At 76.1% G+C, this 18,646-nt stretch carries 14 protein-coding genes and 2 pseudogenes; 11 read left to right on the top strand and 5 right to left on the bottom strand.

The genetic code is table 11. From position 1 onward, the window contains the following. Window positions 1–40: 40 nt before the first annotated feature. The 3 genes from metX to ACWPWV_RS00230 all read right to left on the bottom strand — a co-directional run bounded on the left by metX (window position 41) and on the right by ACWPWV_RS00230 (window position 4,311). A complete protein-coding gene (gene metX / locus ACWPWV_RS00240) occupies window positions 41–1,264 on the bottom strand; it encodes a homoserine O-acetyltransferase MetX (RefSeq protein WP_454042776.1) in 1,224 nt (407 codons plus the stop codon). A 103-nt stretch (window positions 1,265–1,367) separates the two neighbouring features. Further along, window positions 1,368–2,705 (bottom strand): bifunctional o-acetylhomoserine/o-acetylserine sulfhydrylase, encoded by a 1,338-nt coding sequence (locus ACWPWV_RS00235; protein WP_454041006.1) that lies wholly within the window; start codon window positions 2,703–2,705, stop codon window positions 1,368–1,370. Between the two features lie 385 nt (window positions 2,706–3,090). After that, a complete protein-coding gene (locus ACWPWV_RS00230; RefSeq protein ID WP_454042850.1) occupies window positions 3,091–4,311 on the bottom strand; it encodes a hypothetical protein in 1,221 nt (406 codons plus the stop codon). Window positions 4,312–4,365: 54 nt separating this feature from the next. On the opposite strand from ACWPWV_RS00230, the pseudogene ACWPWV_RS00225 reads away from it, so the two are divergent. Then, window positions 4,366–4,708: pseudogene (locus ACWPWV_RS00225) on the top strand (C40 family peptidase). Here the strand turns inward: ACWPWV_RS00225 and ACWPWV_RS00220 are convergent. Next, a complete protein-coding gene (locus ACWPWV_RS00220) occupies window positions 4,603–5,610 on the bottom strand; it encodes an SDR family NAD(P)-dependent oxidoreductase (protein WP_454041005.1) in 1,008 nt (335 codons plus the stop codon). The pseudogene ACWPWV_RS00225 and the gene ACWPWV_RS00220 sit on opposite strands and share 106 nt — an antisense overlap. 246 nt (window positions 5,611–5,856) lie before the next feature. Here ACWPWV_RS00220 and ACWPWV_RS00215 point away from each other — a divergent pair. Continuing rightward, a pseudogene (locus ACWPWV_RS00215) lies at window positions 5,857–5,967 on the top strand (TetR family transcriptional regulator); the annotation flags it as partial. 6 nt (window positions 5,968–5,973) lie between these two features. Further along, window positions 5,974–6,372, top strand: a complete 399-nt coding sequence (locus tag ACWPWV_RS00210) for an SbtR family transcriptional regulator (RefSeq protein ID WP_454041004.1) — start codon at window positions 5,974–5,976, stop codon at window positions 6,370–6,372. Window positions 6,373–6,441: 69 nt separating this feature from the next. Here ACWPWV_RS00210 and ACWPWV_RS00205 read toward each other — a convergent pair whose 3' ends face one another. Beyond that, window positions 6,442–6,945, bottom strand: a complete 504-nt coding sequence (locus ACWPWV_RS00205; RefSeq protein WP_251150123.1) for an inorganic diphosphatase — start codon at window positions 6,943–6,945, stop codon at window positions 6,442–6,444. Window positions 6,946–7,177: 232 nt separating this feature from the next. On the opposite strand from ACWPWV_RS00205, the gene dacB reads away from it, so the two are divergent. From dacB to folK, 8 genes are all read left to right on the top strand, one after another. After that, on the top strand, window positions 7,178–8,590 hold the full coding sequence (gene dacB / locus ACWPWV_RS00200) for a D-alanyl-D-alanine carboxypeptidase/D-alanyl-D-alanine endopeptidase (protein ID WP_454041003.1): 1,413 nt from the start codon (window positions 7,178–7,180) through the stop codon (window positions 8,588–8,590). A 181-nt stretch (window positions 8,591–8,771) separates the two neighbouring features. After that, window positions 8,772–9,941 (top strand): zinc-dependent metalloprotease, encoded by a 1,170-nt coding sequence (locus tag ACWPWV_RS00195; protein ID WP_454041002.1) that lies wholly within the window; start codon window positions 8,772–8,774, stop codon window positions 9,939–9,941. 5 nt (window positions 9,942–9,946) lie between these two features. Continuing rightward, window positions 9,947–11,059, top strand: a complete 1,113-nt coding sequence (gene tilS / locus ACWPWV_RS00190) for a tRNA lysidine(34) synthetase TilS (protein WP_454041001.1) — start codon at window positions 9,947–9,949, stop codon at window positions 11,057–11,059. 11 nt (window positions 11,060–11,070) lie between these two features. Beyond that, window positions 11,071–11,625 carry a hypoxanthine phosphoribosyltransferase gene (hpt, locus tag ACWPWV_RS00185; RefSeq protein ID WP_435737054.1) on the top strand — a complete coding sequence of 185 codons (555 nt, stop codon included), beginning with the start codon at window positions 11,071–11,073 and terminating at the stop codon, window positions 11,623–11,625. A gap of 126 nt (window positions 11,626–11,751) precedes the next feature. Continuing rightward, window positions 11,752–13,857 (top strand): ATP-dependent zinc metalloprotease FtsH, encoded by a 2,106-nt coding sequence (ftsH, locus tag ACWPWV_RS00180; RefSeq protein ID WP_454041000.1) that lies wholly within the window; start codon window positions 11,752–11,754, stop codon window positions 13,855–13,857. Further along, window positions 13,857–14,498, top strand: coding sequence for a GTP cyclohydrolase I FolE (folE, locus tag ACWPWV_RS00175; RefSeq protein WP_454040999.1), 642 nt, complete (start codon window positions 13,857–13,859; stop codon window positions 14,496–14,498). Before ftsH ends, folE begins: the two co-directional genes overlap by 1 nt. 4 nt (window positions 14,499–14,502) lie before the next feature. Next, a complete protein-coding gene (gene folP, locus ACWPWV_RS00170) occupies window positions 14,503–15,441 on the top strand; it encodes a dihydropteroate synthase (RefSeq protein ID WP_454040998.1) in 939 nt (312 codons plus the stop codon). A 148-nt stretch (window positions 15,442–15,589) separates the two neighbouring features. Beyond that, complete coding sequence (gene folK, locus ACWPWV_RS00165) at window positions 15,590–18,634, top strand: 2-amino-4-hydroxy-6-hydroxymethyldihydropteridine diphosphokinase (protein WP_454040997.1); 3,045 nt, start codon at window positions 15,590–15,592, stop codon at window positions 18,632–18,634. Window positions 18,635–18,646: the final 12 nt, after the last annotated feature.

Genomic DNA, 18,646 nt, shown 5'->3' with positions numbered 1-18,646 from the left:
CAGGCGCACGCCAGGTCGTGCCGCCTCGGCCGGAGGGCGCTCAGTCCCGCGCGGGCGAGGGCTCGGGCAGGAAGTCCGCGACGAGCGGTCCGAGCTGGTGGTGCTCCACGAGGAACCCGTCGTGGCCAAAGTCGCTGTGCAGGGTCCGGAGCGGCTCCGCACCCGGGATCCCTGCGGCGATCCGCGCGCAGTCCGCCGGCAGGAAGAGCCGGTCCGAGTCGACGGCGACGACCAGGGCCCGTGCGGCGATCGACCCCAGCGCGGCCTCGACACCGCCGCGGTCACGCCCGAGGTCGTGCGTGAGCATCGCCTGCGTGAGCACGACGTACGAGTTGGCGTCGAAGCGGCGTGCGAGCTTGTCGCCGTGGTGGTCGAGGTAGGACTGCACGGCGTAGCGCCCGTCGGTGAACGGGTCCTCGCCGCCCTGCGGGATCCTGCCGAACCGGGTGTCGATCTCGCGGGCCGAGCGGTACGTGGCGTGCGCGATCTGGCGTGCGATCCCGAGCCCGACGTGCGGGCCGTCACCGTCCGCCGCGTGGTAGTAGTCGCCGCCGCGGAACCGCGGGTCGGCACGGATCGCGCCGATCTGCGGGTGCGCCCAGGCGATCTGGTCCCCGGTCGTCTGGGCACCCGTCGCGATCGCCGCGATCGACTCCACCCCGATGCCCGCCTCCGGGCCGAGGATCGACCACTCGAGCACGCGGTGGCCACCCATCGAGGCCCCGACCACGAGCGCCCACGACGAGACGCCCAGCGTGCGCGCCAGCTCGATCTCGACGGCGACCTGGTCGCGCGTCGTGACGCGCGGGAAGCGGCCGCCCCACGGAGCGCCGTCGGGGGCGGCCGACGCCGGTCCCGTCGTGCCCTGGCACCCGCCGAGCACGTTGGGGGCGACGACGAACCAGCGGTCCGTGTCGATGGGCGCACCGGGACCCACGAGGTCCTCCCACCATCCCGCGGTGCGGTGCCCGTCGCCGGCCGGGCCGTTGACGTGCGAGTCGCCCGTGAGCGCGTGCAGGACGAGGACCGCGTTCGACCCGTCCGGCGCGAGCGTGCCCCACGTCTCGAACGCGACGCGCACGTCGGGCAGGCGCGCCCCCGACTCGAGGTCGAAGGTGCCGACGTCCGCGAACCGACGGCGGCCGACGTCGTCCCCCTCGCGCCACGCACCGCTCGCCGGGACCGCCGTGACGACCCGTGGGCGCGACGACGGGACCGCGCTCCGCGGAGGCGCGGAGCGGGTCGGGGGCAGCTCGTCGGGCACAGGGTTCACCGTCGGCCACTGTACGTCCGGGGCGCCGGTGGCGCCCCGGACGTCCAGGGGCGAGGTCCGCTCGTGCTTCCCGCTCACGCGGCCGGCTTCCCGGTCACGCGTCCAGCGCGGGCTTGGCGGCGGTGAAGCCGAGCTCGAGGTCCGCGAGGATGTCGTCGACGTGCTCGATCCCCACGGCGAGGCGCACGAGGCCGGGCGTCACCCCGGACAGCGCCTGCTCCTCGGGCGTGAGCTGGCTGTGCGTCGTCGACGCGGGGTGGATGACGAGCGAGCGCACGTCACCGATGTTGGCGACGTTCGAGTGGAGCTGCAGGGCCGAGACGAAGGCCTGGCCGGCCTCCGCGCCGCCGTCGAGCTCGAAGGCGAGCACCGCGCCGGCCCCGCGCGGGAGGTACTTCTGGGCGTTGGCGTGCCACGGGCTCGAGGGCAGCCCGGCGTAGTGCACCGTGCGGACGTCGTCGCGGGCCTCGAGCCACTCGGCGACCCTCTGGGCGTTCTGGACGTGGCGCTCGACGCGGAGCGAGAGCGTCTCGATGCCCTGCGCGATGAGGAACGCGTTGAACGGCGAGATCGCCGAGCCGAGGTCGCGCAGGAGCTGGACGCGCGCCTTGAGCACGTAGGCGAGGTTGGCGCCGAGGATCCCGTCGACGCCCAGGTCGCGCGCGTACACCAGACCGTTGTACGACGGGTCGGGCGTGTTGAACCCGGGGAAGCGCTCCGGGTCCTGGGCGAAGTCGAACGTGCCGCCGTCGACGATGACGCCGCCGATCGCCGCGCCGTGACCGCCGAGGTACTTCGTCGCGGAGTGCACCACGACGTCGGCGCCGTGCTCGAGCGGGCGCACGAGGTACGGCGTCGCGACCGTGTTGTCGACGACGAGCGGGACGCCGCTCTCGTGCGCGACCGCCGCGACGGCCTCGATGTCGAGGACGTCGGCGCGGGGGTTCGGGATGGTCTCGGCGAAGAAGAGCTTGGTGCTCGGGCGGACCGCGTCACGCCAGGCCTGCGGGTCGTGCGGGTCCGTGACGAACGTGGTCTCGATCCCCAGGCGGGGGAGGGTGTGGTGCAGGAGGTTGTAGGTCCCGCCGTAGAGGCTCGGGGAGGCGACGACGTGGTCACCGGCCTGCGCGACGTTGAGGATCGCGAACGTCTCGGCCGCCTGGCCGGACGCGAGCAGCAGGGCGCCGACCCCGCCCTCGAGCGAGGCGATGCGGTTCTCCACGACCTCCTGCGTCGGGTTGCCGATGCGCGTGTAGATCGGGCCGAGGTCCTTGAGCGCGAACCGGTCGGCGGCGACGGACGCGTCGGGGAAGACGAACGACGTGGTCTGGTAGATCGGCAGCGCGCGCGCCCCGGTGGTGGGGTCGGCGGACTGTCCGGCGTGGACCTGACGGGTCTCGAAGGACCAGGCGGGTGACTGCTCGGTGCTCATCGTGGTGCTCCTGCGGGTATCGGTGGCGTGCCGGTCGGGTGCCGGTCGGACGACGGTCAGGTGCCGGGATCGGCGGGCGCGGGTGCGCCGGGGACGGCCGCAGAGGTGGACGCACGAACCAGCCGCGGCGGAGGGCAGCGCACGGGGGACGTGGTGCCCGGTGTCGCGGGTGCCGCCGTCGTCGGCGGCACCGGCCACGAGGGCAGGCGAACGTGCGCTGGGGTCAGCAACACATTCGACGGGTCATGGACCGACAGTAGGCACGCGTCGCGCGCGCCGGAAGAGCCGTCTCGCCATCCGAGACCACATGTTGAGAAGCGGACGGTCGCTCGGATCGCGCGTCCTCGGCGGGCCGGGCAGACTGCAACGGGCGGCGCGTCCCGTGTCAACGCGACGCGCCGCGCAGGACGTCGCTGGCTCCCGGGCTCCGCGTCGCGGCGCCGTGGACGGGCGGCGACGGGTGGCGACGGGCGGCGACGGGCGGCGACGCATGGTGACGGACCGACGGGAGGGCGGCGTGAGCGGATCGAGGAGCGGTCGCGCGGCCGCGACGAGCGCCGCGGTGGCCCTCGCCCTCGCCGTCGGCATCGGGTTCGCGCCTGCCGCGACGTCCGACCCCGCCCCGGCGCCGGAGCGCACCGCCGCGCCGGACCGCACCGCGACGGCGGACCGCACCGCGACGGCGGACCCCGCCACGGCGTCCGACGACGCGCGCTCCGCCGGCGACGAGGTCGAGCGCGCGAGCGGTGACGTCGCGGCGATCGAGGCGGATCTCGCGGCGCTGCGCGAGCGTCGGTCGAGCGCCCGGGCCGGGGTGCAGAGCGCCGCCGAGGACTATGCCACCGCACAGGCCGCGCTCACGGGGGCCGACACCGAGCTGCGCACCGCCCGGGAGGACCTGGCGGTCGCCGAGGCGGCGGAGGACGAGGCGCGCTCCGCGCTCGGCGCGCTGTTCCGCGCGTCGCGCCAGGGCTCGAGCGAGCTCGACGCGCTCCGGGCGGTGATCGAGGCCGACGGCGTGGCGGAGGTCGTCGAGCGGGAGCAGGCCGGGCGGGTCGTCGGTCGCACCGCCGGCCTCGCGGTCGAGGAGCACGCGACCGCGCGCGCCGTCGCGGACTCCGCGCGAGCCCGCGCGGACGCCGCGCTCGCCCACCAGCGGGAGGTCTCCGGCCGGGCGCGCGCCGCGCTCGCGACGGCCGAGCGCGCGGCCTCGGAGCTCGACGCCGCCGTCGCCGACGCGGCGGCGCGCCGCGAGACGCTCGTCGCCGAGCTGGCGCGCGCCCGCGCGACGAGCGTCGAGGTCGAGCGGCAGCGACAGGACGCGCTGGGCGCCGCGCAGGCGCGGGCCGACGAGGAGGAGCGGCGCGTGAGCGTCTCGACGAGCCCCCGGCCTCGGGCGCGGCCGCCGGCACACCGTCGAGCCGGCCTCCCGCGACGCCGTCGACGGAGCCCGCCGTCCCGCCCGCAGCGAGCCCGCCGCCCGCCCCTGCTCCGGCGCCTCCGCCCGCGCCCGCTCCGGTACCTCCGCCGGCGCCCGCTCCGGCACCTCCTCCCGCGCCCGCTCCGGCACCTCCGCCCGCTCCGGCACCTCGGCCCGAGCCGCCACCCCCGCCGCTCCGCCCGGCACGACGATCGGCAGCGCCGCGCGGGGCAGGCGGCCGTGGCGTGGGCACGGACGAAGATCGGGTCGCCGTACGTCTTCGGCGGGACGGGACCGGGTTACGACTGCTCGGGCCTGACGTCGCGAGCCTGGTCCGCGGCGGGCGTGGAGATCACGCGCACGTCGCGCTCGCAGTACCAGCGCGTCGCGAAGATCCCGTACGCGCAGCGTCCCCGGCGATCTCGTCTTCTACGCGAACGACCCCTCGGACCCGTCGACGATCCGGCACGTCGCGGTCTACGCCGGCGGCGGGCGGATGGTCGAGGCGCCGCAGCCGGGCGTGGACGTGCGCGAGGTGCCGATGCGCTGGGCCGACGCGATGCCGTACGCCGGCCGGCCCTGACTGACGCCCGTCCGCGGCGCGTCAGGCCCTGCTCCCGTCACCGTCACGGCGGCTCCCGCGGGCCCCGGCTGCCGTGGGGGCGGCCCCGGAGGCGACGGGGACCACGTGCCCCGCGAGCCGCTCGAGCCTGGTCCCACACCGCCGCGAGCACGTCGGGCGCGGGCGAGGCGGTCAGCGCCGAGGGGCGTACCGGCACCGGGAGACCCCGTGGGTCCGTCCGCGGGGGCGTAGACCTGTCCGCCGCGGGCGTGCGGGTCGGTGAGCGCGCGGACCGCCGACCACGCGGCGGTGTCCTTGCCCTGCGCCCAGGGGGTGAACGGGTTGCGCTGCACGGGGACCGTCTCGTCGCGGATGCCTGTCCGGTGCGGCGTCCGGGCGTCCACGCCGACGCCCGGCCGTGCGACGAGGGACTCCACCGGCACCCCGGCCGCGTCCAGCCGGCGCGCCAGCTCGAGCGCGAAGACCTCGGTGGCCGCCTTCGCCCGGGTGTAGGCGACGACGCCGACCCGGGAGGTCCGGAGCACGTCCGTCACGGGCCGCCGGAGCCGGTCGACGAACCCCGACGACGTGTGCACGACGCGTGCGGGCCCGTGCTGCGCCCCGGTGCGGGCCATCGCCGGGAGCGCGTGCGCGACGAGGGCCACGTTGGCCACGACGTGCGTCGCGACCAGGGTCGGCAGCCCGTCCGGGGTGCGGTCCGTGGCGCGGAGAGCCATCGAGCCCCCGTTGAGGAGCAGCCCGTCGAGCCGGTCGTACGCGGCCAGCGCCGAGCCCGCGGCGCGGACCGACGCGGACGACGCCAGGTCGACCACGAGCCGGTCCGGCGACGCGCCGGGGACGTGCTCGCGCAGGTTCGACGCCGCGATGTCCAGCCGGTCGGGAGACCGTCCGGCGAGCACCACGTGGGCTCCCGCTGCGGCGAGCCTGTTCCGCCGCGAAGTAGCCGATGCCCGAGGTTGCTCCTGTCACCACCACGGTCCGCCCGCTCTGGTCGGGAAGGTTCTCCGGGTCCCATGCCATGGCACGCTCCTCTCATACGGATGAAGTATCCGTATCACCGTAGCGCAACCGGATGGGATATCCGGTTTCGGGGTATGCTCGTGCCATGAGCCTCCCGCCGCGCAGACGCCGTCCGCAGCCGCGAGCGCATCCTCCGTGCCGCCGCCCGGGCGGACCCGAAGAACCTGCGGCTCAACGAGATCGCCCGCGAGGCGGGCGTCGGCGTCGGCACGGTCTACCGCCACTTCGCCACGGCTCACGCTCTCGTGGAGGACCTGTCCCGCGACGCCCTGGCGGCCCTGGGCGGGCTCGCCCGGGCGGCGTCGGCGGACCCCGACCCGTGGCGCGGCTTCGAGGCCGCGCTCCGCGGGGTGGTGGACCTGCACCTCGAAGCCGGAGGGCTGCAGGCCGTCCTGCTCGCCCCCGAGGACGCGAGCCCGGAGGTCGCCGTCCTCAAGGCCGAGGTCCTCGGTGCGTTCGGCGACGTGCTCGCACGGGCCCAGCGGGCGGGTGCGGTCCGGGGCGACGTCACCGTGGCGCAGGTCGAGCGGCTCGTGTGCGGCGTCGAGCACGCCCTCCGCCTCGGCTCCCCGGGCGACGACCGGGACGTCGTGGTCGACGTCCTCGTCGACGGCCTCCGGGCGCGGCAGACGGACTCCCGGTGACCCGCGGCAGCCGGTGACGCACGACGGCGCCCCCCCGTGGGCGAGGGGCGCCGTCGGGCACCGGTGCGGTCAGTGACCGGGCGTGTGGTACCCCGTGTCGATCGCGCGCTGGAGCGACCGCTCGATCTCGGCCTCGGCCTCGGTGCGGCCCACCCAGTGGGCGCCCTCGACCGACTTGCCCGGCTCGAGGTCCTTGTAGACCTCGAAGAAGTGCTGGATCTCGAGGCGGTGGAAGTCGGACACGTCGTCGATGTCCTGCCGCCACGCCGCACGCTGGTCGCCCGTCGGGACGCACAGCACCTTGTCGTCGCCCCCGGCCTCGTCGCGCATGCGGAACATGCCGAGCGCGCGGCAGCGGATGAGGCAGCCGGGGAACGTGGGCTCCTCGAGGAGCACGAGGGCGTCCAGCGGGTCGCCGTCCTCCCCGAGGGTGCCCTCGATGAAGCCGTAGTCGTCCGGGTAGCGCGTCGACGTGAACAGCATGCGGTCGAGACGGATCCGGCCGGTCGCGTGGTCGACCTCGTACTTGTTGCGCTGGCCCTTGGGGATCTCGATCGTGACGTCGAACTCCACTGCTGTCCTCCAGTCGTACCGGCACCGCGATGTCGGGCGGTGGCTGGTCGGGTCGGTCGACGGACGACGCCGTCGTGCGGCTCCTAGTGTGACACGGGAGCCCTCGTCGGACGGGCCCAGGCGTGCGGGGGAACCGCGACCGGTGAGTGATAATGCGCACGTGCTCGCGCCCGGCCCGGTCCTCGCCGACGCCCGGCACGTCCGCACCGGAGGCCAGGGACGGGAGAGTCGTATGGGTTGGGGCACGCGCGCGGGGGTGGCGCTCGGCGTCGTCCTGGCGCTCACGGGGGGCTACCTCGTGGCCGACGCCGCCGACGTCGTCCCCGGCCTGCTCACGACGGAGCCCGTCCCGCCCGAGCCCGCCCCCTCCCCCGCCGCACCGGGCGCGGTGGCCGCGCCGCCGCTCGTCGCCGCGCTCCCCGTGCTCGACGACACGGCCCCCGTCCCGGCCGCGGGGGCCGTCCAGGACCTCACCGACGCGCTCGTCGCCGACCAGCGCCTCGGCCCCCGGGTCGGCGCGCTCGTGCTCGACGCGGCGACGGGCGAGGTGCTCGGCGAGGCGGGGTCCGGGACCGGGCACGTCCCGGCGTCGACGATCAAGGTGCTCACCGCGGCCGCCGCGCTCACGTCGCCCGGCCCGCACGCGACGCTGACCACGCGCGCCGTGCTCGAGGGCCAGGACACCGTCGTGCTCGTCGGCGGCGGCGACATGATGCTCGCCGCCGGGGCCGGCGACCCCACGGCGGTCAACGGCCGCGCCGGGCTCGCCGACCTCGCCGCGCAGGTCTCGGAGGAGCTGCGGCTCACCGGTCGCACGACCGTGACGCTCCACCTCGACGACACGTACTTCACCGGTCCCGCGCTCAACCCCGCCGTGTTCCCCGGGAACGTCCCGGCGGGGTACATCGCGCCGGTCGCGGCGCTCGCCGTCGACGTGGCCCGGCTGGAGGACGAGGAGTACGCCCGCCGCGCCGAGGACCCGGCGCTCGCCGCGGCCCAGGCCTTCGCGACGGCGCTCGGCGAGCAGGGCATCACGGTGGAGGGCGACCCCGTGCGTGCGCCCGCCCCGGACGACGGCCGTCTCGTCGGGGAGGTCGAGTCCGCGCCCCTGGGGGACGTCGTCGACTACTTCCTGCAGCACTCCGACAACACGATCACGGAGGTCGTGGGGCGCGTCGTCGCCCTGGACGCAGGTCTGCCGGGCTCCGCCGAGGGCGCGACGCAGGCCGTGCGCGCCGCCGTGGAACGCCTCGGCGTCGACCTCACGGGCGCCGTGATCGCGGACTGCTCGGGCCTCGGGGACGGGTCGTCGCTCACGCCGCGCCAGCTCGCCGACGTCGTGCTGCTCCTCGCCGACCCCGGGCACCCGGAGCTCCGCACCGCCGCCGTCGGGCTGCCCGTCGCGGGCCTCACGGGCACGCTCGAGAGCCGCTTCCTCGACAACGCGGGCCGCGGTGTCGTGCGTGCGAAGACGGGCAGCCTGCCGAAGGTCACGTCCCTCGCCGGGACCGTCGTCACCGCCGACGACCGCCAGCTCGTCTTCGCGCTCATGACCGACGCCGTGCCCGACGGCGGCACGTACGGCGCGCGGATCATCCTCGACGACTTCGTCGGCGCGCTCGCGGAGTGCGGCTGCGCGGGCTGATCCTCGGCCCGGCCCGGTCAGCGGGCCGCCGGTGCGCCGTCGTCGGCGACGCGGAGCCCGTGCTCCGACCGCTCGTCCCCCCCGGCCCCCGCCCCGACGTCCGCGGACGCCGCGCCCGTGGCACCTCTGCCGCACGCTCCTCCCTGGACCGTCGCGACCGCGTCGGGGATACCGTGGAGCGGTGACGCTCGTCGAGAAGCCCGACCGCCCGCCCGTCGGGCCGTCGATCGTGGACTGGTCCGCCGCCGCGCATGTCGCGGGACGCCTCGCGCGTCCCGGCCCCCAGGCGACCCGCGACGAGCTCGCGGACCTCGTCGACGGGCTGCGCGACGCGGCGGCGCGAGCGGTGCCGCACGTGCTCGACGTGACGCGCATGACGCCCGCCGGCGTCGCGCGCCCGACCGAGCTCGGGTCGGTGTTCGTCGTGGACCGGGCGCGCTGGGCGCAGGCGAACACGGAGATCATGGAGTCGCTCACGGCGGGCGTCGCGGACGCGCTGCTCTCCGACGGCTCCGACCGTGCGCCGCGCGTGCCGCAGGCGACGGCGCTCGTCGGCGCGGCGCAGGTGGGCTCCGTCCTCGCCGTCCTCGCGAGCCGGGTGCTCGGGCAGTTCGACCCGTACAGCGCAGCGGCCGAGGCCGGCGGCCGGACCGACGGCGGGACGGACGGAGAGCTGCCGGTCGGGGGGCCGGGACGCCTCGTGCTCGTCGCCCCCAACGTGCTGCAGGTCGAGCGCGCGCTCGGCCTCGTGCCGGCCGACTTCCGCCTCTGGGTGTGCCTGCACGAGCAGACGCACGCGCTCCAGTTCGCGACGGCACCCTGGCTCGCGACGCACCTGCGCGAGCGCGCGGGGAGCCTGCTCACCGACCTGTCCACGTCCTCCCGCCGGCTCGCCGAGGCGCGGCTGGGGGAGAAGCTGCGGACCGTCGGCCGCGCGGTCCTCGACGCCGTCCGCGGCGAGGGCGGCACGCTCGTCCACGGGTTCCTCACCGACGACGAGCGCCGCCAGCTCGAGGACGTCTCGGCGGTCATGGCGCTGCTCGAGGGGCACGCCGACGTCGCGATGGACGCCGTCGGGCCCAGGACGGTCCGCACGGTGCGCAGCATCCGCCGCAAGTTCGAGGCGCGACGCGACGGCGCGGGAGCGTCGGGGGCGGACGTCGTGCTGCGCCGCGTGCTCGGGATGGACGCCAAGATCGCGCAGTACCGCGACGGCGCCGCGTTCGTGCGCGCCGTCGAGAAGGACGTGGGCCGCGACGGCTTCAACGCCGTGTGGGCCGCACCCGAGAACCTGCCCACGGCCCGCGAGATCGCCGACGCGCGCGCCTGGGTGCGCCGCGTCCACGGCTGACGCCCGTGGGCGGGCCGGCGCCCGTCGTGGCGGACGCGCGGCGTGCGGTGCGGGCCGCGCTCGCGGGCCTGGCCGAGGGCGACCTCGTGCTCGTCGCGTGCTCGGGCGGTGCGGACTCGACGGCGCTCGCCGCGGCGACGGCGTTCGTCGCGCCGCGCGCCGGGCTGCGGGCCGGCGCCGTCGTCGTCGACCACGGGCTCCAGGAGGGCAGCGCCGAGGTCGCCGCCGCGGCGGCCGCGCGCTGCCGCGAGCTCGGGCTCGACCCCGTCGAGGTGCGCCGCGTCGTCGTCCCGGTGTCCGGGGCCGGCCCGGAGGCCGACGCCCGCGACGCCCGGTACGCCGCGCTCGACGCGGCGGCGAACGCGCGCGGCGCCGTTGCGGTCCTGCTCGGCCACACGCTCGACGACCAGGCCGAGACCGTCCTGCTCGGACTCGCACGCGGTGCCGGCGCACGGTCGCTCGCGGGCATGGCCCCACGCCGCGGGGTCCTGCGCCGCCCGTTCCTCGGCCTGCGCCGCGCCGACACCGAGGCGGTCTGCCGGGCCCTCGGCCTGGGCTGGTGGGACGACCCGACCAACGACGTACCCGGCGGGCCGGGGCCACGGGTCGCCGGGCCGGCCTCGCGACCCGGCCACGGCGCGCCGCTGCGCTCGCGGGTGCGGGCGGCCGTCGTCCCGGCGCTCGTCGAGGTCCTCGGCCCCGGTGCCGTGCCGGGGCTCGCGCGCACCGCCGACCTCCTCCGCGACGACGCCGACCTCCTCGACGCGCTCGCCGCCGACCTCCTCGACCGGGCGCTCGTCGTGCCCGACGCCGACCCCGCGGGCACGGTGGTGGAGCTCGACCCGGCCGCGCTCTCCGCGGCGCACCCCGCGCTGCGGAGACGGGCGCTGCGCGCCGCGGCGCTGCGTGCGGGCTGCCCCGCGAGCGACCTGTTCGCGGTGCACGTCGACGCGCTCGACGCGCTGGTCGTGGCGTGGCGCGGGCAGGGCCCGGTGCACCTGCCGGGCGACCTCCGGGGGCACCGGTCGTGTGGCAGGCTTGCTCTGGGTCCTCCGGGGCCGACCCTCCGCACGGACCCGGCACCGACCCCCGCCCCCACCCCTGCACCCCAGACCTAGGAGCGTCACCCGTGGAAGCATCGGACGTCGCAGGCGACCTCGAGAACGTGCTGCTCACCGAGGAGCAGCTCGCCCAGAGGCTCGACGAGATCGCCGCGCAGATCGACCGGGACTACGCGGGCAAGGACCTCCTGCTCGTCGGGGTGCTCAAGGGCGCGGTCATGGTCATGGCCGACCTCGCGCGCCGGCTCAGCCACCCGGTCGAGATGGACTGGATGGCGGTGTCGTCGTACGGCTCGGGGACCAAGTCCTCCGGCGTGGTGCGGATCCTCAAGGACCTGGACGCCGACCTCACGGGCCGCAACGTGCTCATCGTGGAGGACATCATCGACTCGGGCCTGACCCTGTCCTGGCTCCTGTCGAACCTGCGGTCGCGCGGCCCCGAGTCGGTCGAGATCGCGGCCATGCTGCGCAAGCCCGACGCCGCGAAGACGGACGTCGACGTGCGCTACATCGGGTTCGACATCCCCAACGAGTTCGTCGTCGGGTACGGACTGGACTACGCCGAGAAGTACCGCAACCTGCCGTTCGTCGGCACGCTCGCACCCCACGTCTACTCGGCCTGAGCCGCGCCCGTCCACGCCCTGGGCGAACAGGGCCCCGAAGCACAGCGGACGTCAAGGTCCAGCGTGTAGTTTCGAGCCCGAACACTTGCGCGAGCGGAGGGATCCGGGGCGCGCGCCCCGTCGCCGATGAACATCAAGAAGATTCTCAGTGGGCCGATCGTCTGGATCGTGCTCGGCCTCGTCATCCTCTGGATCGCGTTCACGACGCTGTCGCGGCCGACGGTGCAGCGCATCGACACGTCCGCCGGCCTCGAGCTCCTGACCGGCGACACCGTCGACCAGGCGCTCATCGTGGACGGCGACCAGCGGGTGCGCCTCACGCTGTCCGAGAACTACGTGACCGACGAGGGCACGGACGACGAGCACGACTACGGCACCAACGTCGAGTTCTTCTACGTCGCGCCGCAGGGCGAGGCCGTCGTGGACGCCGTCGTGGCCGCCGAACCGGAGGACGGGTACAACTCCGAGGTCGCCCAGCCGTCGTTCTGGTCGTCGCTGCTCGGCCTGCTCATCCCGTTCCTCATCATCGGCGTGCTGTTCTGGTTCCTGCTCTCGCGCATGCAGGGCGGCGGCTCGCGGGTCATGGGCTTCGGGAAGTCGAAGGCGAAGCTCGTCTCGAAGGACACGCCGCAGGTGACGTTCTCCGACGTCGCGGGCGCCGACGAGGCGGTCGAGGAGCTCCACGAGATCAAGGAGTTCCTCGCCGAGCCCGACAAGTTCCAGGCCGTCGGTGCGAAGATCCCCAAGGGCGTCCTGCTCTACGGGCCCCCCGGGACGGGCAAGACGCTGCTCGCGCGCGCCGTGGCGGGCGAGGCAGGCGTGCCGTTCTACACGATCTCCGGTTCGGACTTCGTCGAGATGTTCGTCGGCGTCGGCGCGAGCCGCGTGCGCGACCTGTTCAACCAGGCGAAGGAGAACTCGCCGGCGATCATCTTCGTCGACGAGATCGACGCCGTCGGCCGCCACCGCGGCGCCGGCATGGGCGGCGGGCACGACGAGCGCGAGCAGACGCTCAACCAGCTCCTCGTCGAGATGGACGGGTTCGACGTCAAGACGAACGTCATCCTCATCGCCGCGACGAACCGCCCCGACATCCTCGACCCGGCGCTCCTGCGCCCGGGCCGCTTCGACCGGCAGATCGCCGTCGAGGCGCCCGACCTCAAGGGTCGCGAGGCGATCCTGCGCGTGCACGCGCAGGGCAAGCCGATCGTCCCCGAGATCGACCTCGCCGCCGTCGCGCGCCGGACCCCGGGCTTCACGGGCGCCGACCTCGCGAACGTGCTCAACGAGGCCGCGCTGCTCACCGCGCGCAGCGGCGCCCAGCTCATCGACGACCGCGCGCTCGACGAGGCGATCGACCGCGTCGTCGCCGGACCGCAGAAGCGCACCCGGGTGATGAACGTCAAGGAGCAGAAGATCACGGCGTACCACGAGGGCGGCCACGCCCTCGTCGCCGCCGCGATGCGCTACACGGACCCGGTCACCAAGGTGACGATCCTGCCGCGCGGTCGTGCCCTCGGGTACACGATGGTCATGCCCACGGAGGACAAGTACTCGACGACGCGCAACGAGCTGCTCGACCAGCTCGCCTACGCGATGGGCGGGCGCGTCGCCGAGGAGCTCGTGTTCCACGACCCCACGACGGGCGCCTCGAACGACATCGAGAAGGCGACCGCGATCGCCAAGAAGATGGTCACCGAGTACGGGATGAGCGAGCGCGTCGGCGCCATCAAGCTCGGCACCGGGTCGGGCGAGCCGTTCATGGGCCGCGACATGGGGCACACGCGCGACTACTCCGAGTCGGTCGCCGGCACGGTCGACCACGAGGTGCGCAAGCTCGTCGAGGCCGCGCACGACGAGGCGTGGGAGGTGCTCACGCAGTACCGCGACGTGCTCGACGCGCTCGTGCTCGAGCTCCTCGAGAAGGAGACGCTCAACCAGGCGGAGCTCGCCCGCGTCTTCGAGCCGGTGGTCAAGCGCGACCCGCGCGACGTGTGGCTCTCGAGCGAGCAGCGCTCGGTGTCCCAGCGCGGCCCCGTCCTCACCGACGCCGAGAAGGCCGCGCAGAACGGCCACCCGGTGATCCCGCAGGACGAGGCGGCGGCGGCGAACGACGAGCTCCCGCCCGAGCGCATCGGCGAGGTCCCCGCGGACTCCCCGCTCGACCGGGCCCTCGGCCGGGCCGAACCGGGTGACGGCGTGACCGACGTCGCCGGGCCGGGGCAGGGCTGATGACGACGGACGGCTCCGCGAGCGGCATCACCCGTTCGCGGTCGGCGGAGGACCTGCCCGTCCCCGCGGACGTCCCGCCGTACGACGCCGAGCGGGCCGAGGCCGCGGTGCGCGAGCTGCTGCTCGCCGTCGGCGAGGACCCGGAGCGCGAGGGTCTGCGCGAGACGCCGGCGCGCGTCGCGCGCGCCTACCGCGAGATCTTCGCCGGCCTGCGCCAGGAGCCGGGCGACGTCCTGACCACGACGTTCGACCTCGGTCACGAGGAGATGGTCCTGGTCAAGGACATCGAGGTGTACTCGACGTGCGAGCACCACCTCGTGCCGTTCCACGGCGTCGCGCACGTCGGCTACATCCCGAACGCCGACGGGCGCATCACCGGCCTGTCGAAGCTCGCGCGGCTCGTCGAGGTGTTCGCGCGGCGGCCGCAGGTCCAGGAGCGCCTCACCTCGCAGGTCGCCGACGCGATCGTCGAGCACCTGCAGCCGCGCGGGGCGATCGTCGTCGTGGAGTGCGAGCACCTGTGCATGTCGATGCGCGGGGTCCGCAAGCCGGGCTCGCGCACGGTCACGTCCGCGGTCCGCGGGCAGATGCGCGACGTCGCGACCCGGGCCGAGGCCATGAGCCTCATCCTGGGCCGCTGACCCCGTGAGCGCCGACGGCCGGCCGGCCCCGACGCGCTCGCGCCGCGTCGCGGGGCTCGAGGAGCTCGGCGGGCTGGGGCGGACGCTCGTCATGGGCGTCGTCAACGTCACGCCCGACTCGTTCTCGGACGGCGGGGAGTGGTACGAGCCCGACGCCGCGGTCGCGCACGGCCGCGAGCTCCTCGACGAGGGGGCCGACATCCTCGACGTCGGCGGCGAGTCGACGCGCCCGGGCGCGGGCCGCGTCCCCGTGGCCGACGAGCTCGCGCGCGTCCTGCCGGTCGTGGCGGCCCTCGCGGCGGACGGCGCGGTCGTGTCGGTCGACACGACGCGCGCGGTCGTCGCGGAACGGGCCGTCGCGGCGGGTGCCCGCATCGTCAACGACGTCTCGGGCGGCCTCGCCGACCCCGGCATGGCGGGCGTCGTCGCGCGCACAGGTGCCGCCTACGTGTGCATGCACTGGCGCGGTCACGCCGACGTCATGGACGACCTCGAGGACTACGACGACGTCGTGACGGACGTGCGCGCCGAGCTCGCCGACCGGCTCGACGCGCTGCTCGCCGCGGGCGTCCGGCGCGAGCAGGTCGTGCTCGACCCGGGCCTCGGCTTCTCGAAGTCCGGGGCGTCCAACTGGCCGCTCCTCGCACGCCTGGGCGAGCTCGAGGACCTCGGCCTGCCGGTGCTCGTCGGGGCGTCGCGCAAGCGGTTCCTCGGCCACCTCCTGGCGGGCCCGGACGGGCAGGCCGTGCCGCCCCTGGCGCGCGACGACGCGACCGCGGCCGTCACGACCCTCGCGGCCGCGGCCGGGGCCTGGTGCGTGCGCGTCCACGCCGTCCGCGCGTCGGCCGACGCGGTCCGGGTGGTCGCGGCCTGGCAGCGGGCGCGCGTCGTCGGCCCGGGGGCGCGCACCGACGAGGACTCGACGGGGCGGCCCGCGACCTAGCAGGATGGGCGGCGGCGCCACGACAGCGCCGCGGATGACACCATCGACAGCAGACGGCACGACCGATCGGCGCGACCGATCGCACGAGACAGCGGAGCCCGACCGTCCCCGGACGCGTCGAGCCCCCTCGTCAGGACGGGAGTACGACGTGACCACAGCGTTCGCAGGGGCGGTCCTCGACGCGGACGGCCGGCCGTTCGACCGGATCCGGCTCACCGGGCTCAGCGCCACGGGGCACCACGGCGTGCTCGAGCACGAGAAGGTCGAGGGCCAGCTGTTCCGCGCCGACGTCGTGCTCCACCTCGACACGCGCGAGGCCGCGCGCGGTGACGACCTCGCCGACACCGTGAGCTACGCGGGCGTCGCGGAGGACGTCGTCGCCGTCCTCGAGGGCTCGCCCGCCGACCTGGTCGAGACCGTGGCCGAGCGCATCGCCGCGACGATCCTCACGCACCCCGACGTCGTGGCGGTCGACGTGGCCGTGCACAAGCCCCAGGCGCCGATCACCGTGCCGTTCGAGGACGTCGAGGTCGTCATCCGCCGGGACCGCGTCGTCGTGCCCGTCGTGGCGCCCCTCGCCCGCCGGCAGGACGCGCGGGAGCAGCAGCCCGTCGCCCCGATCCCCGTGGGCTCCGTGGCACCGGCCCTGATCCACGGCGTGGAGGCGGTGCGGGACCCGGAGCCCGAGCCCGTGCTCGCCGACGCCCCGGCGGTCATGCCGCCGAGCATCCCGCCCACGAGCGTGGTCGAGCGACCGTCCGAGCCGGAACCCTTCACCCCCGTGCCCGACGTCGCGGCCCCGGCCGGGGCTCCGACGTCCGGCGAGCCGGGGGCCGGGTCCTCGGACGTACGGACGTCCGCCGAGGCGCCCACCACCGCTCCGACGGCCGCGGCGTCCGAGGCCCTCGGCCACGACACCGGTGGCGTGCCGGCTGCCGGCGGCGTGCCGGCCTCGGCGCCGGGCGTGAGCGCCGAGCCCGTCGAGGACACGGGCGCGCCGGTGCCCGGCGAGCAGGACCTCGGTGCGGGGGCGCACGAGGAGCCCGACCCCGACACCACGCACGAGGCGCCCGCCGTCCCCGCGGCGGAGCCCGCGACGCACGAGCCGGAGGCCGTGGCGACGCGCGACGAGAGCGCGGCACAGGGACCCGTCCCGGAGGAGGACGAGCTCGGCCGGCACGTCCCCGCCGTCCCCGCTCCGGTGCCCGCCCCGCTCGCCGGACCCGCCGCGGCCGCGGTGCCGGACGCGCCGCCGCTCGAGCGGTCGACCACCACCGCGGACGGGACGACGGAGGAGCCTGCCGGTCCGGCCGCCGTGGCGGAGCGCGAGCGGGACCGGATGGACGAGGTGCCGGTGGACTTCGTCGAGGTGGTCCTCGCGCTCGGGGCGAACCTCGGCGACGCGCAGCAGACCCTGCGCGACGCCATCACCGACCTCGACCGCATCTCGGGCCTCGAGCTCACCGAGGTGTCGCCGCTCGCGCGCACCGCGGCGGTCGGCCCGGAGCAGCCGGACTTCCTCAACGCCGTGGTCCTCGCGCGCACCCGGCTGTCGGCCCGCGACCTGCTGCAGGCGTGCCAGGCGGTCGAGCGCGCGCACGGGCGCGTCCGCCACGAGCGGTGGGGGCCGCGCACGCTCGACGTCGACCTCATCGTCTACGGGTCGCTGACGGCCGTCGCCGACGACCTCGAGCTCCCGCACCCGCGGGCGCACGAGCGGGCGTTCGTCCTCGAGCCGTGGTCGCAGATCGACCCGGGGGCGGTCCTGCCGGGCCTCGGCGGAGGTCCCGTGGCGGCGCTCGCCGCGACCGCGCCGGACCGCGCGGGCATCCGCTGGCTCGCCCTGGACTGGCTCACGGAGGGCGTGCCGAACCCGACGGGTGCCGTGCCGGTCGCGACGGGTGCCGCAGCGTCGGACGGCGCGGCGTCGCCGGACGCGACCGCCGCCGCCGCGCAGTCCGTCCCGCCGTCGCCGCCGCTCCCCCGCGCCGACCCCCGCCCGCCCGCCCCGCCCCCGCTCCGGCCCCGCCCGCCCAGGGCGCCGTGCCGGCCCCGAGCACGCCGCCGGCGACGGTCGCCCCCCAGCCCGCGCACCGAGGCAGGAGCCCGCACCGAGGCCGGAGCCCGCTCCCGCGCCGGAGCAGCCGGTGCCGTTCCCGTTCGACCCGCCGTCGCACGCGTCGGAGGCTTCCCCGCACGCCCCCGCGCCGCACGCGCAGCCGACGCAGGTGGCCCCGTTCCCGCCGACCATGCCCCCGGCCCACGCACCGACGTCTGCGGCCGCACCGGCGGAGCCGCTCGTCGCGGTGCCCGTGTTCAGCCCGGTGCACCCCGATGCGGCCGGGCACGCCGCCCCGGCCGAGCCCGTGTGGTCCGTCCCGCCCCTCCAGCCCGTGCGCGGGCCGGCGCAGGGACCGGCGGCGACCCCGGCGCAGGCGCAGGCTCCGGCGGACGGACCGGCACAGGCACCCGCACGGGACGACCAGCTCATCCGGGGCGTGCCGTTCACCCCCGTCGGCGCGCCGGGGGCCGCGCCGGGGCCGCTCGCCGACCCGGAGGTGCACCAGGTCGTCCGGCCGACCGCGGCTCCGCCGGCGGAGCCCGTCCAGCCCGTCCAGCCGGGGACCGAGCACTGGTCGCCGTTCCCGCCGGTGTCCGCCCCGCCGTCCGACGCGCAGCGCTGATGCGCCGCACGTCCGTCCGGACGCTGCTGCTCGTCGCCGTCGTGACGGCCGCGGTCGGCTGGCTCGTCGTGCGCTTCGTCGAGGACCGCGGCACGTACCTCCCGGCGGTGCCGTGGGTGGTCGACGTCGCGATCGTCGCGCTCGCGGCCGGGGTCTTCTGGGCCGGCTGGGCCGTGCGCGCCTACCTGAAGGGGCGGCGTCCGGGGCTCGACCCGATCCGCGCGGCGCGGACGTTCGTGCTCGCCAAGGCCGCGGCGCTCACGGGGGCGCTGCTCGCGGGCTGGTACGGGGCGCAGGTGCTCGCCGCGCTGCCGGACCTCGCGATCGAGGCGCGTCGTGACCGTGCCGTCGCGGCGGGTGTCGCGGTCGTGTGCGCCCTCGTCCTGGCCGCGGTGGGGCTGCTCGTGGAGCGGTTCTGCCAGCTCCCGCCCCCGGGCGACGACGACGAGCCCGGCGCCGAGCGGCGCGGCAGCACCGAGGGGAACGGCGAGGCGGGCGCGTCCGCCTGACCTCGACCCGGT

The organism is Cellulosimicrobium sp. Marseille-Q8652 (assembly GCF_965112045.1).
This window is presented reverse-complemented; position numbering and strand designations above follow the sequence as displayed.